This window comes from Tolypothrix sp. PCC 7601 (assembly GCF_025677855.1).
GTDB classification, from domain to species: domain Bacteria; phylum Cyanobacteriota; class Cyanobacteriia; order Cyanobacteriales; family Nostocaceae; genus Aulosira; species Aulosira diplosiphon.
In genome coordinates, this window is record NZ_CP064881.1 from 1 (window position 1) to 14,364 (window position 14,364).

At 38.2% G+C, this 14,364-nt stretch carries 8 protein-coding genes; 6 read left to right on the plus strand and 2 right to left on the minus strand.

Translation table 11 applies throughout. The annotated features are described in order from the left end of the window. Nucleotides 1-59: 59 nt before the first annotated feature. Nucleotides 60-1,235 carry a DUF1822 family protein gene (locus HG267_RS37530; RefSeq protein ID WP_317891630.1) on the plus strand — a complete coding sequence of 392 codons (1,176 nt, stop codon included), beginning with the start codon at nt 60-62 and terminating at the stop codon, nt 1,233-1,235. An 18-nt stretch (nt 1,236-1,253) separates the two neighbouring features. Here HG267_RS37530 and HG267_RS37535 read toward each other — a convergent pair whose 3' ends face one another. Next, nucleotides 1,254-1,400, minus strand: a complete 147-nt coding sequence (locus HG267_RS37535) for a hypothetical protein (protein WP_155539587.1) — start codon at nt 1,398-1,400, stop codon at nt 1,254-1,256. A 349-nt stretch (nt 1,401-1,749) separates the two neighbouring features. Here HG267_RS37535 and HG267_RS37540 point away from each other — a divergent pair, with 349 nt between their 5' ends. The 5 genes from HG267_RS37540 to HG267_RS37560 all read left to right on the plus strand — a co-directional run bounded on the left by HG267_RS37540 (nt 1,750) and on the right by HG267_RS37560 (nt 10,448). Beyond that, nucleotides 1,750-4,209, plus strand: a complete 2,460-nt coding sequence (locus tag HG267_RS37540) for a CHASE2 domain-containing protein (protein WP_045873630.1) — start codon at nt 1,750-1,752, stop codon at nt 4,207-4,209. After that, complete coding sequence (locus HG267_RS37545) at nt 4,202-4,870, plus strand: hypothetical protein (protein WP_052335383.1); 669 nt, start codon at nt 4,202-4,204, stop codon at nt 4,868-4,870. Before HG267_RS37540 ends, HG267_RS37545 begins: the two co-directional genes overlap by 8 nt. Nucleotides 4,871-5,245: 375 nt before the next feature. Beyond that, nucleotides 5,246-5,776, plus strand: a complete 531-nt coding sequence (locus HG267_RS37550; RefSeq protein WP_045873682.1) for a tetratricopeptide repeat protein — start codon at nt 5,246-5,248, stop codon at nt 5,774-5,776. A gap of 433 nt (nt 5,777-6,209) precedes the next feature. Further along, nucleotides 6,210-7,613, plus strand: a complete 1,404-nt coding sequence (locus HG267_RS37555) for a CHAT domain-containing protein (protein WP_052335385.1) — start codon at nt 6,210-6,212, stop codon at nt 7,611-7,613. Between the two features lie 18 nt (nt 7,614-7,631). Next, nucleotides 7,632-10,448: a CHAT domain-containing tetratricopeptide repeat protein gene (locus HG267_RS37560; RefSeq protein ID WP_045873631.1), complete on the plus strand. Its 2,817-nt coding sequence runs from the start codon at nt 7,632-7,634 to the stop codon at nt 10,446-10,448. Between the two features lie 143 nt (nt 10,449-10,591). Here HG267_RS37560 and HG267_RS37565 read toward each other — a convergent pair whose 3' ends face one another. Next, a complete protein-coding gene (locus tag HG267_RS37565) occupies nt 10,592-14,326 on the minus strand; it encodes a CHAT domain-containing tetratricopeptide repeat protein (protein ID WP_045873632.1) in 3,735 nt (1,244 codons plus the stop codon). Nucleotides 14,327-14,364 lie beyond the last annotated feature (38 nt).

Here is a 14,364-nt window from a genome sequence, read left to right on the forward strand (position 1 = left end):
TAAATGCTTTAGCGTTATTTGTCTTTAAAAAATGGCTACAAGAGCGTGATGATAACCTGATTGTTAATTGGCAAGATTGTACAATTACCAAACCAGCTTTAGCTAATGTCATTCCTACTGTTGCCAATTTACAAGTTGGTAATTTTAAAGTTTGTCTAATTACCATAGGTAATTCCTGGGATGAACAAATACCTTTATCTAGATTAGTCGTAGATATCCCCGAATTCGTTCCCCACTTTTATGTATTTGTAGAAGTTTTAGAATCACAAGAATTTGGCGTTGTTAGGGGATTTATCTCCTATCCACAATTAATAGAAAATATTAATAATGTACAGACAGTATCTCCTCAAGCAGATTGGAATTATGAAATACCTTTAACTTGGTTTGACAACGACCCAAACCGCTTGTTACTGTATTTACGAACTTTACAACCAGAGGCGATTAGCTTACCAGCCATACCAAATAATCGCCAGCAAACATTAGCAGCGCAAGAAAGTGAATTATCAACATTACTGTGGCAATTACAAGACCCAGAAATAGAACTTTGGGAAATCTTAAATTGGCAACAGGGATGTGTAGTTTTAACTTCTCCTGAATTACTTGATTGGATATACCAACTACAAACTAGTAGTCTAAATATAGAAGAATACCAGACACAAACCACCACCGCCCATACAACTTTATTGCAAGCATCCACAAGAGATTTAATTAAATTAATTACACAACCAGCTATTAATGTAGGACGCTGGTTATGGGATGAATTAGACGAAATTGGGGAATCACTAGCTTGGACGCTATTACCAAGATTTTCACCTTTAAGAGAAATCCGCAGTCCAGCCGAGGAATTAGAGGCGATAACATCACAATTGCAAACACAAGGTCTAGAAATCCCTTTAGCGGCTAGGAGTGGATATCAGAGTTTTCTCCTAGCCGGAATTCCTCTAAGATTGTATGCAATTGGGTGGAATTCATCGACATTAACTGAACCCAATTCCTGGAATTTGCTGTTAATTTTAGGTGCGCCTTCCCCAAATACCTTACCAGAAAATTTCAAGTTTCGAGTCAGCGATAAAACTGGGGTTTTGCTAGAACAGAGTGTGAATCCACAACAGCGCAATTGGTATTTATATACTTGTTTAGTTGGCAATTGGGATGAGAAGTTTATTGTGACTACCAGTTTAGGTGATGATGTAGAGGTTACACTACCACCGTTTGGCTTTGATATAACAAGGTAAACAGGAAACTGGGAACATTCAAGTTGTTGACGGCTGACGGTTCACTGTCTGTATGGGCGGATTTTGTGAAATATTCACGCTTCTAACAGATATGTCGGTTAAACCCACCCCTACAACAATAGCTTTGCGCGATCGCACTTCAGCAACAATACACTCAAATAGCACGGCACTGCAAGATTGAGGCTGATATAGATATGCCTAATTGCTGCTGTGCTTTGAGTATAACTGTTTAACACTATTTTCCAGCACTTTGAGGATTTTCTCCATAAATTCACGAAATCTTCAGCATTTTTACTCAGGTAAATACTCGACAATATCTTTAGCCGCCAAAACTGCATACCCCCTCATCGCTGAGAACTAAGAGTATTTACACAGATGCTGAAGGATGAAGCAATGCGCCACAGACTATGTTTAAACGAAAAGGATACAACCCCTTCACTTAGTTATAGCGATGATTTGAATTTTGTAGGCGTAAGCCTTAAGGCAGGGTATTTTAAATTCGGAGCAAAGCGACGTGACTAATTTTTATTTAAAAATTCAAAAAGTTGAGAAAACCTGTTTATTTGAACTATCCTGGGGTCAAGGTCAGCACATTACATCTGAAATTAGTTATCCAGAAAATATTATCGCTGACCATGAACAATGGCAGAAAATTTATATTAATTTTTACAGTAACCAATTGCGAGGTAAAGTCATAAATAAGGGGATGGTTATGCCACCTCCTGTTGATTGGCAGGCTCAATTAGTACAAGCAGAAGCTAAACTTTTATATGAGTTTCATCAATGGTTGCGTAGTGAAAAATTATATGAGATTCGGACAAAAATTAGTAAGCAAGCCGTAGAGAATTACAACAATGAATTAAAGGCTAATGCTGCCAGCAATATTAATATTTTTATTAGTTGTAACTCTCCGGAATTAGAATATTTACCTTGGGAAGCATGGGAAATCAGCACAGAATTAACATCTGGCAAACTACGGATTGTACGTCAACCACTGAATGTTAGGCAAGAAGTAACCAACTCCTTTCCCAAAATTTCTAGAAAAGCTAAAATTTTAGCTATTTTTGGTGATGATACTGGGTTAAGTTTCGCAGACGAATCTCGTGCTATATCATCACTCGAAAAAGTCGCCAATGTTAAAGTTAAATCAATTCGTTGGGACAAACAGAAAGATATTAATAATTGGAAAGATGAAATAATTACCACTCTGACTGCTCAAAGCTGGGATATGCTATTTTTTGCGGGACATAGTAATGAAACTACTTTTACTGGAGGTCAAATATCAATTGCGCCTAATGTCAGCATATCTTTAAGTGAAATTGAAAAGCCATTGACAACTGCTATTAATAATGGTTTAAAATTCGCTATATTTAATTCCTGCGATGGTTTAAGTATTGCGAATAAATTAATAGATTTAGGCTTAAGTCAAGTTGCAATTATGCGCGAAAAAATACATAATCGCGTAGCTGGGGAATTTTTTGTGCAATTTTTAAATGCGTTGAAAGAATATCAAGATGTTCACGAAGCATTATTAACCGCAAGTGATTATCTCAAAGTTGAAAAAAATCTTACCTATCCTAGTGCTTACCTAATTCCTTCTTTATTTCGTCATCCCAACGCCGAATTATTCCGTTTACAACCAAATGGTATTAAGCATAAAATTCAGCAATGGCTACCGACAAGCCGTGAAACTGTGGCATTAGGAACAATAGTTATTTTAAGTCTGATTACTCCTGTACGGCAAGCTGTAATCGACCTACAAATTGGTATGCAAGCAGTGTATAGAGATGTGACTCAACAAGTACCAAAAGGCAATACACCACCAGTTTTGCTGATTCATATTGATGAAAAATCATTGAATGAAGTTAATACTAAAGCTAATAAATTTAATCCTCTTGACCGGAGTTATTTTGCGCGATTAATTGATAAACTAACTAAAGATAATGCCAAGGTTATTGCTATAGACTATCTGTTTGACAGAATCACAGATGAAGATAAGATTCTAGCTAAATCTGTAGTCAATTCTATTAACCAAAATGGTACATGGTTTATCTTTGGCTCAATGTTGAATGATGATAATCAAGAACAGGGTGTAAATAAAAGCGTTGCTAATCTTAATCAAACTCTGCAAGGTTATGTCGATCACCATCAAGGACATCTATCATTAGTAAATACAAATCAAGATTGTATACAAAGTTGTCCATTTACCTATTTAATAACCTTAGTATCTGGGATAAATCAAGAAAAATTACCTGCAAATCTGCCACAACCACAATCTTGGCGAAATCCTGATTTACGTACAGATTTAATTAAATATCTGAATGAGACTCCCAAAAATTTATCTTTGAGTCAAAAAATACGCAAATTACGTTTGTCAACAGTTAGTAGATTTTCTGAATATTTTGGACAAGCTTGGTTATATCCAATTATTGACTATTCCCTACCACCTAATCAAGTTTATCAGGTAATTAATGCAGGTAATTATTTAAAGAACAATACAACTCTCAAGCCAGAAAATTTCCAACAGCAAGTTGTATTAATTGGTGCGGCTGGATATAAAGATTCGGGATTATCAGATGATCATAGCGATATTTTTCCCCTACCACTGGGGGTAGCTTATTGGCGAATACAAAATCCCACAACTGGCTTGTTGCAAGAGATGGCAGGGGTAGAAATTAACGCTTACATGATTCAGAACTTGATTAAACAACACCTGATTATCCCCATTCCTGATTTGTGGATAATTGGTATGGCAATATTGTTAGGCAAAGGAACAAAATTATTTCTGTTGCAAAATCAGCAGAGTAAACGCAGTAGTCATTTATTTATTGCTTTACTTATTGGTGGTAATCTAATTTATGCATTGATATCAATGCAAATCTACATAACTCTCAGCCTTTTAGTACCTTTATTTTTACCATCTGCTACTTTCTGGATGTATATATTATCAGGATTGAGGAAGAAAAATGCTTAATAAAATACTTGGAATTCGCTTGTTAATTTTGGCAGGTTTATTATCAAGTTCTGTTGTAGCTGCGTTGTTAATTAGTCCAGAGATAACCATCGGGCAAACCAAATCACAGGTAGTATCTTGGACAGGTATTTTTGACTGGTTAATAGGCAAGAAAAAACAGCGTCCAATTTCGCGTCCCCAAGAAGGTTTATGTCTGATTACTCCTAATGGAAAAATTTATAGTACTAACCCCATGTTTATATGGCAGGGTAATTTAAAGGAAATTGCTGTGTCAAAAGCACGCAATCAGAAAAATTTTTGGCATCAAAAAGTTACTAATCCAGAAACATTGGCAGTTTATCAAGGAGAACAAGCACTACAACCAGGGAGCAGCTATGATTGGAAAGGATTTCTTGGTGAAAATCCCACTATAGTTGCAAAGTTTCAAGTGATGGGTACACAAGAACGTCAGCAAATAACTGATGAACTGAAGGCTTTGGAACAGCGATTGCAAACCCAAGGTGCAGATGAGAAAACAATTGCTCTAGAAAAAGCAGATTTTTTTGCTAAACATGAGTTATGGTCTGATGTATTGCAGCAAGTGTATTCGGTTCCTAATCTTGCCAAAGAGTTACCTTCCCAGACAAAAGATTTGTTAAAGCAGTTATGTGAGGATAAGTAGTCACGCACCCCACACTCCGTCCGCCATCTGAAAGTTGATACCCAGCCCACCTTTAACCTCTAGCTTTCCTGAAGGGGTAAGTGGGCTTTGTTATACCATTTTAGATTTTAGATTTTAGATTTTGAATTGGGATGAATTTTTGCATACCCCCTCAGCCGCCAGAGATATAGATAAACAGAAAAGTGAAACAATTTCAATTTTCAAAACTGCATACCCCCTACTGGGCTGAGAACTATATATAGTCAACCAAAGCTAAGGGTAATGCATAGGTAACAAAGTCGATATCAAGGTGTATCTACAACCATTTTATGAGAAATAAGAATTTCTCATCCATATTCAACACTGTTTGTCATGTATTTAATTGGAGAATTAAAAATGAAAGGATTCAAAGTTTTAGCTTCAGGAATGATTTTATTCGGTTTAATGGTTTGTACTCCCAAGGCTAATGCTCAAAACTTACCCAGCATAGAGTTAAAACCACAAGCAGAAAAGTTGCAAGTTGAATCTAATTTTACGCAAGCTAGAGATGAGAATAATAACCCAAAATCTTATCTAGAGCAAGGATTTGCATTGTTAGAAAAGGATGATTATCGAGGAGCTATTCAAGCATTTAACCAAGCAATTCAGACAGCACCTAATCACCCATACGCTTATCTTGGTAGAGGGTTTGCTTACTTCAGTTTAAAGCAATACCAGGAAGCTAAATCTGATTTTGACCAAACTCTTAATCTGGATTCTAATATTGGTTATGCGTATTTATTCCGGGGTATGTCTAATTATGCTTTAGGAAGTAAGCAACTAGCAATTTCCGATTTGCAAACAGCAGCAAACGTTTTCCAAAAAGCTGGAGAAAAAGAACTTGCTCAAAAGTCTCTTGATGCTTTAGAACGGATACGGAATGCGTAATTAATTTGTAATTCGTAATCCGTAATTGTAAGAATTCAGCATCTAGAAGTCAGAAGTCAAAACTCAGAATTTAGAGGTAATCTAGTAGATTGGTAAATTTATTTATCAAATGTTTCTCCTCATTATTTAACTCTTCTGACTCCTGAATTCTGATTCGTAATTTACTTATTGGGGTATAATTACGAATTACAAATTAGTTTAATTTCTGGTGTGTTGCGCTACCAGACAACACACCATTAATGAGTTATGGGGCTTTATTACTATTTGTAATAATAGGCTATTCTATATTTAATTTACATTATTTGGGCAGGCAAGATGCCAATCCCACAATATTTATAGGCTTTATGGATGTAAATTAGATTGGTTTGGCTTACAAAAAATAGTTTTAAAATCATCGATAAAACTTACATAAAATTAGTGAGAAATAGGAGATATGCAATTAAAATTAGCTCTGGCATTTATTAGCTTTACTACTTGCCTAACTTTGCCTTTAAGTTTGACTCTAGCATTAGAAAAATCGTCATTAGAAAAGCAAACACCAGTTTCTCAACAACTGCTGAAGTCGCTCATTGTTCAAAATCAATCCACAGCAGCGTTAGAAGTTGAAGAACGCAGTAGAAATCGGGGTTTAGTTGATTTATTAGTGCAGAGTTTACCAACAAAAAATGTCGCTCCGCCAAAGGTTGAGGAAATTAAGCAAGTTGCTAAAAATCAAAACGCTACAATTGTGCAATATACAGTTTTAAGTTTAAGCGAAAATTCTGATGTTAATGGTAAAAGACAAACTCAAGCATCAGAATTGGTAGTTTGGGTAATTTCGCCTACTGGTGAAATTGCTTTTCGCCGGGTTGATGTACAAGCTTGGCAAAAGAAAAATCAGACTAATCTGGCAAATTTGATTCAGCAAATTCAAGCTAGTAATGGCAGTATAACTGAGCGAGATAAAGGCGGAATCATAACATCCAAGACCCCTAAAAATCCTTCTGCATTAACCTGGAAACAATTACATCAATTACTGATTCAGCCTATTGCTGATTTATTACCAACTAACCCAGATTCTAGAGTAATTTTTATTCCTCAAGATAAATTATTTCTTGTGCCTTTTGCAGCGCTACAAGATGAAAATAATAAATATTTAATTGAGAAACATACTATTTCTAACGCACCGTCAATTCAAGTTTTGGATTTACTGGCAAAACGACGTACTGCAAATACAACTGCTACTCAAGATGTGCTGATTGTTGGTAATCCTACCATGCCAACTAAACCCATGAATCCTGGTGAGCAATTTAGCAAGTTATCGCCATTGCCTGGTGCAGAAAAGGAAGCCAAAAATATTGCCAGTATCTATAATACCCAGGCTTTGATAGGGGATGCGGCAACTGAAACTGCTGTTGTTAAGGGAATGTCCAGCGCTAGGATTATTCATTTGGCAACAACGGGATTTTTGGGTAAATCTCTAGAAATTCCTGGTTTACTGGCGTTTGCACCTTCTAGTCAAGATGATGGTTGGTTAACAGGTAGTGAAGTTAGCAAGCTGAAGTTAAAAGCCGACTTGGTGGTTTTGAGTAGTTGTGATTCGGCTTTAGGAAAAATCACAGGTGATGGTGTCATTGGGTTATCGCGGGCGTTTTTTGTGGCGGGTGCTAATAGTGTGATTGCGACGCTGGGCAATATTCCTGATGAACCAACGGCGACATTAATGACTGAGTTTCATAGTATTTTAAGTAAAAATCCTGATAAAGCGGCGGCGTTGCGTCAAGCGATGTTGGTGACGATGAAACAACATCCTAATCCTCAAGATTGGGCAATGTTTACACTGGTGGGTTTGCCTTAATTGTGTAGGGTAATAACAATGCGTTCTTATAAGATTGGGTTAGGCATTTTTGTTTGTTTGTTGGCTGTGGTTTCGACTTCTTCTGTTTTCAATTTGCCGATCGCAACAGCATCGCGGGTTTTGGCGCAAACAGCAGATGCACGAAAAGCGGAAGCAGACCGATTGTTGCAGCAAGGTATTAAGCAGTTTCAAACGAGTCAGTTTACAGCAGCATTGCAGTCTTGGCAGCAAGCACTTTCTATTTACCGCGAAATTAAAAACCGTCAAAGTGAGGGTAAAGCACTCTTGAATCTCGGTCTTGCCTACCTTTCTTTGGGAGACTACCCCAAAGCTATTGAATACCAACAACAAGTATTAGCGATCGCACGGGAAATCAAAGACCGTCAAAGTGAAGGTGCAGCACTCTTGAATCTCGGTCTTGCCTACGTTTATTTAGGAGACTACCCTAAAGCTATTGAGTACCTACAACAAAGCTTGTCCATAGCACAGGAAATTAAAGACCGTGAAGGTGAGGGTAAGTCACTAGGAAATCTCGGTCTTGCCTACCTTTCTTTGGGAAAATACCCCAAAGCTATTGAGTATCTACAACAACTATTGGCGATCGCAAGAGAAATCAAAGACCGTCAAAGTGAGGGTGTAGCACTCTCGAATCTAGGTCTTGCCTACGTTTATTTAGGAGACTACCCTAAAGCTATTGAGTACCTACAACAAGGCTTGGCGATCGCACGCTCAATTCAAGATCGTAATAGTGAGGCTAAGGTACTGGGAAATCTCGGTCTTGCCTACCTTTCCTTGGGAGATTACAAAAAAGCCATTGAGTACCTACAACAAAGCTTGGCGATCGCACGCCAAATTCAAGACCGTCAAAGTGAGGGTGGAGCACTCTCGAATCTCGGTCTTGCCTACGTTTATTTAGGGGACTACCCTAAAGCTATTGAGTACCTACAACAAAGCTTGGTGATCGCACGCCAAATTCAAGCTCGTCAAGGTGAGGCTAAGGTACTGGGAAATCTTGGTCTTGCCTACCTTTCTTTGGGAGATTACAAAAAAGCCATTGAGTACATACAACAATTCTTGGCAATTGCACGTCAAATTCAAGACCGTCAAAGCGAGAGTGAATCGCTGGGAAATCTTGGTCTTGCTTACGGTTACTTGGGAGACTACAAACAAGCCATTGAGTATATACAACAATGGTTGGCGATTGCACGAGAAATTCAAGATCGTCAAGGTGAGGGTCTATCACTAGGAAATCTCGGTGTTGCTTACGGTTACTTGGGAGACTACAAACAAGCCATTGAGTACTTACAACAATGGTTGGTGATCGCACGCCAAATTCAAGACCGTCACAGTGAGAGTCTTGCACTAAATAATCTAGGATTTGCTTTCTACAAACAAGGCAATCTCACTTTAGCTGAAAGTACACTAAGAGAAAGCTTAAAAGTTAAAGAATCTCTTCGAGGTCGAGATTTAAAGGATGGTGAGAAAGTCTCGATTTTTGAAACGCAAAGTAACACCTATCGCACTTTACAACAAGTTCTCATTGCTCAGAATAAAACTGATGCAGCTTTAGAAATAGCTGAAAGCGGACGGGGACGTGCATTTGTAGAGTTACTTACTTCGCGGTTATATGCTGATCCCAAACAACAATTCCTTACTACACCAAATATTGCTGAGATTAAACAAATTGCCAAATCACAAAATGCTACCCTTGTCCAATATTCAATTGTTGGTGATGAATTCAAAATTGCAGGTAAATCAGAAACCAAAGAATCAGAATTATATATTTGGGTGATTAAACCTACGGGTAAAGTTTCATTTCATCGCAGTGACCTTAAACCTTTGTGGCAAAAGTCAAATACAAATCTATCCCAATTAGTTGAGGATGTTCGTACTTCTATTGGTGTGGTAGATATTAGAGGACGGGCTGGTGGTATCGTCGTTGCTGGTAATGGTGGAGATAAAACTAACCAAAATAAACGCTTAAAGCAACTGCATGAGGTGTTAATTAAACCGATCGCAGACAGTCTCCCTAAAAATCCTAACGATCACGTAATCTTTATCCCTCAAGGTTCTCTGTTTCTAGTACCTTTCCCAGCGCTGCAAGATGCAGACAATAAATATTTAATTGAAAAGCACACTATCCTGACTGCGCCATCAATTCAGGTATTGAGTTTAACACGTCAGCAAAAGTTGAAAAATGGGTCAGCGAAAATAGGAAGAAGTGAAGCTTTGGTGGTAGGTAATCCGACAATGCCGAGTGTAGCTTTAAAAGCAGGCGAAAAACCAATACAGTTACCGCCTTTGCTGGGTGCAGAACGAGAAGCTCAGGCGATCGCACCCCTTCTGAAAACCAAACCGATCATAGGTAGTCAAGCCACAGAAATTGCGATCGCCCAAAAAATGCCGTCAGCGCGATTCATTCATTTAGCGACACATGGCTTACTTGATGATGATCGGGGATTGGGAAGTGCGATCGCGTTAACTCCTGCCGGTAAAGATGACGGTTTGCTGACTGCGGAAGAAATTTTAAACTTGAAACTAAACGCAGATTTAGTGGTTTTAAGTGCTTGCGATACTGGCAGAGGCCGGATCACTGGGGATGGTGTGATTGGTTTATCGCGTTCTTTGATTAGCGCCGGTGTCTCCAGCGTTATGGTTTCTCTGTGGGCTGTAGATGATAGCTCTACGGCATTTTTAATGACAGAATTTTATCAAAATCTGCAACAAGGGCTTGACAAAGCTACAGCGTTACGAAAAGCAATGTTGGCAGCAAAAGATAAATACAGCAATCCTTTGCAGTGGTCTGCATTTACGCTGATTGGGGAAGCAGAATGAGAAGGAGTCAGAATACCCTATGCCTCGTAATTTGTCATGGATTTTGCTTACTGAATCTGGGAAATGAGAAAGCGATCGCAGTTTGAGAACGTGAAACCCAACATCCACAAGTTTTGAGGTGTTGGGTTTCGTCCAATTACCAATTATCTCCATTCACCCAAGAAGGTGAAAGCCGCCCAGTAATTGGGATTACGCCATTTCTCTTGTTGCCACATTTTTAACTGCGCTGCCCGTAATGCTTGATTTGGCGATTTGTTGTGCTGCCACATTTGCTGGTAAAATTCTTGCATAAACTCAGATGTGCCTTTGTCATCAACTTGCCATAAGGACACAACTAATCTTTCAGCACCTGCATACATTAATCCTCTTGTCAAGCCTACCAAGCCTTCACCTTGAATCTCTTTACCTAATCCGGTTTCGCAAGCGCTGAGAACAATTAAATCGGCTGGATAATCGAGGTTAAACAAGTCTGCTAACCGCAGATATCCCCGGATGTCTTTACCTTGTTCGTTTACCAGAGACAGCACAAGACCTGATAACTCTGGGTTAGCATCATTCACAAAACCGTGGGTAGCAAAATGTAAAATTCGGAATTGATTGAGATTACTGCTAGTAGCTTGGGTGTAATTTGCGGCAAAATCTAAGAGTTGCACGCCTTGAGATTTAGGTACTAGGTTAAAAATTGTCTGGGCTTCTGTGCGTGTACCTGAAAGTCGCGTCCAACCTTGGCGATTGAGAATATCAGCAGAACGCTTGAGGGCAGACTGTTCTAGCTCTATGTTGAGGTAATCTTGCTTTTGGAGTTGTTTATTTTGGGCGTTCGTAACTCGCGTATCAGTAGCGTTGTATACTGGGTCTGCGAGGATAGCTAAGGCTTTGGGTGCGGGTGGACGTGTGGCGAGTTCTTGGCGTTGAATTGCGATCGCACTTGCGGATGGTAAACTAACAATTTCGTGGTTAACTAATAAAGGTTGGTAATTTAAACTCTGCGCCTGGGCTGGCGAACAGACACGAATACCACCCGCAGTAGAACAGACAACATCTTTGGGTTTTTCTTTCTCTTCCTGTGGTGTAGAATTCGGTTGAGAATTGACATCAGCTAACGCTGCAAAGGGAATATATTGCAAAGCACCATCAGCAACAATGACTAAGCGTTTTGTAGCTAATTTATCTTTCGCAGGTGAGAGAATCAGTTGACTGAGTTCCTGTGCGGCGACATCAATGCGTTGATTTTTGATGTTTTTACAGGGATTTTCTTGATTAGTAACAGAAGGCGGTTTAGAACTATTTCGGCTAATCAGGCAAAATAAATTAATCGCGCTTTTGTCTATCTCGGCTTTTTTGGGAAGTTCGTAAATATCGAGAGAATTGGGAGAAACCACCCACAGAAAACTGCGTTCGGAACCTAAGGAATACTGTAATAGCAGGGTATCTTTATCAAGTTGTTGCTGAATTTGCGGTAAAGTCAGGGGTTGGGGATACTTGAGGTTAGCGTATTTTGAGCTAGTTTGACGAATTTCGGTTTCTAGTTGCTTTTGTTGGCTGAGAAGTTGCTCGATTTCTGTTTGTAACTTTTCGGCGTTGGCTTTAAAAATGGGGTTTTTAATTTTATCGCTGTTAACTATTTCAAACCTGACTTTCTCCTTACCATCAATTAAAGCTTGTATGCGGCGTTCTTCGGCTAAGAGTTCGGGGTTTGCACCTTTGCGGATATTGGCGCGGGCTTCGGTTAACAGTTCTACTAATCCTCTAGCGCGAGAGCGATCGCTTGTTTCCAGTGCTTGGGCATTGTATCCTTTTGATGGGTCTTGTTTGTGCAGTTCCATCAATAGGTCGATTTTGAATTTATAGTAACTTTGGACTGTGGCGAAGTAGGAAGTACGCAAATCTGAGTTTTTGACGTTGCTGCGGATATTTTCGATGATTTTAATTGCTGCTTCGATGTTGGTTAGTGCAGTTTCAGGGTTTCCTAGTTTGCGTTGATTCATGGCGATTAGATAAAAAGCATTTGCTTCGCCTGTTTTATCTTTTAACTCACGCCGCAGTTTTAGTTCCTCATTGAGTGTATTTATCGCCTGTTTATAATTGTTTTGTCGTTCATAAGTTATGCTCATATCGCCTAATATTCGAGCTTCTCGAAGGCGTAAGCCGACTTTGCGATAATGTGCCAAAATTTTTTGAGAGATATCTAATGATTTTTTGTATTCACCTTTTGCTCGATATAAACTACTAAGAATATTGAGAGAAACTTCTTCTTGAAAAGTGTTTTGGCGTGATAGAGCTAATGCATGATTGGCAAAATCCAATGCCTTATGGTAATTTTTCAAATATATATGTGTTTTCGCCATTCCATGAAGTATGCTGATTTCAGACTGATAATCATCTTTGCTTAATAGTGATAGCGCCTGGTTATAAAATGGAAGTGATTCATCGTATTTTTCTTGTGTTTGATAAACGATGCTGATCAATAATAAAGTCCGAATTTGTCCATTCTTATCTGGTAAACGTTTGTATATTTCTAATACTTTTCTGTAAGTATCAATACTTGACTTATAGTCACCTAAAGATTGTTGAAGTAGTGCAATTTTTCCAAGGGTACGAGCTTCCATTCTAGGATTTGGTATTGAACTTGAAATTTTCAAAGCATTATTATACTCATTTAATGCTAATTGGTAATCACCTTGCGATGCATAAATATCAGCTTTTGCGTCAAAAGTAGAAGCTTTTCCATCCTTATCGTTCACCTGAAGAGTAAGTGCTTCATCTAGAGATTCTAATGCTTTTTGATAATCTCCCGAAAAAGTTGTGTGAAGATTAGCAATCACAAGAATAATGGTTGATTCTAAATATGTATTGCCAGCTTGCTGATAAAGCTTTCTAGCTTGCTGATGGTAATAAATTGCTGTTTTATAATCTCCCCTTGAAGCATATAAAAAACCAATATCTGTTAGAGTACTAGCTTGGTCAGATAATTGAGATCCTGCCTCTTGATGCAGTTTTAATGCTTCTTTTAAGGAGTTCAGAGCATCTTCAAAGTTTCCCAATACACCTTGGAGAGCACCAATATCACTTATTAATATAGCTTGTTTTTTTAAATCTCTTCTTTGTCGTTGAATTTTTAAGGCTTGATTGTAATAATTAATAGCTGTTATATTTTCACCTGCTATTGAATATATAAAGCCAATACTATAAAGCGTGTCTGCCTCTCCAGATAAATCTTTTAGTGTCTCTCGATAAATTTTTAGTGCCTTGTTTAATAAATCTAGAGCCTCTTTTGTATTTCCTAACTTATGCTGAACAGTAGCAAGTCCTTTATAAGTCGTTGCTAGTTCATGAAGCTGTTGATTTTGCAAAAATATTGACTTTGCCTGTAGGAAATAATTAAGTGCTTTTTCTGGTTCATCAGTGTTAGTGTAAACAGCACCAATAGCAACAAAAACTTTTGCTAACAAAATATTATTTTTAAGTTCGCGGGAAATTTCTAATGCTTTATTAAAATATATTAAGGCATTTTTACGATCAGAAATATAATTGTAGGCAGTGCCAATAACAAACAATATCTCAAATTCATCTTGGAGCAGTCTTAATTCCTGGACAATTTTTAAAGCCTGCTGATATTTATTTATCGCCTGTTCATATCCTTCTTTAGTCCCCTTCTTCTGTAACTCCTGTGCTTCTTCAACTAGTTTTACACCCTGTTGGTATAACTTTTGCTGTTCTGCATTCAAGGGAACTGACGGCGTAGACGCTGGTTGCTGGGCAATTTTTATCCCATGACTCCCCAAACTTGCGGCTGTTGACTCGGATAATAAAAGCAGGGCAAAAAATAAAGCCGCAGCGCGAGATGCTAACCCAAGAAGTTTTTTATGCTTTGTCATGAGCGTTTATACTGAATTTTGAACTACGAATCAATATA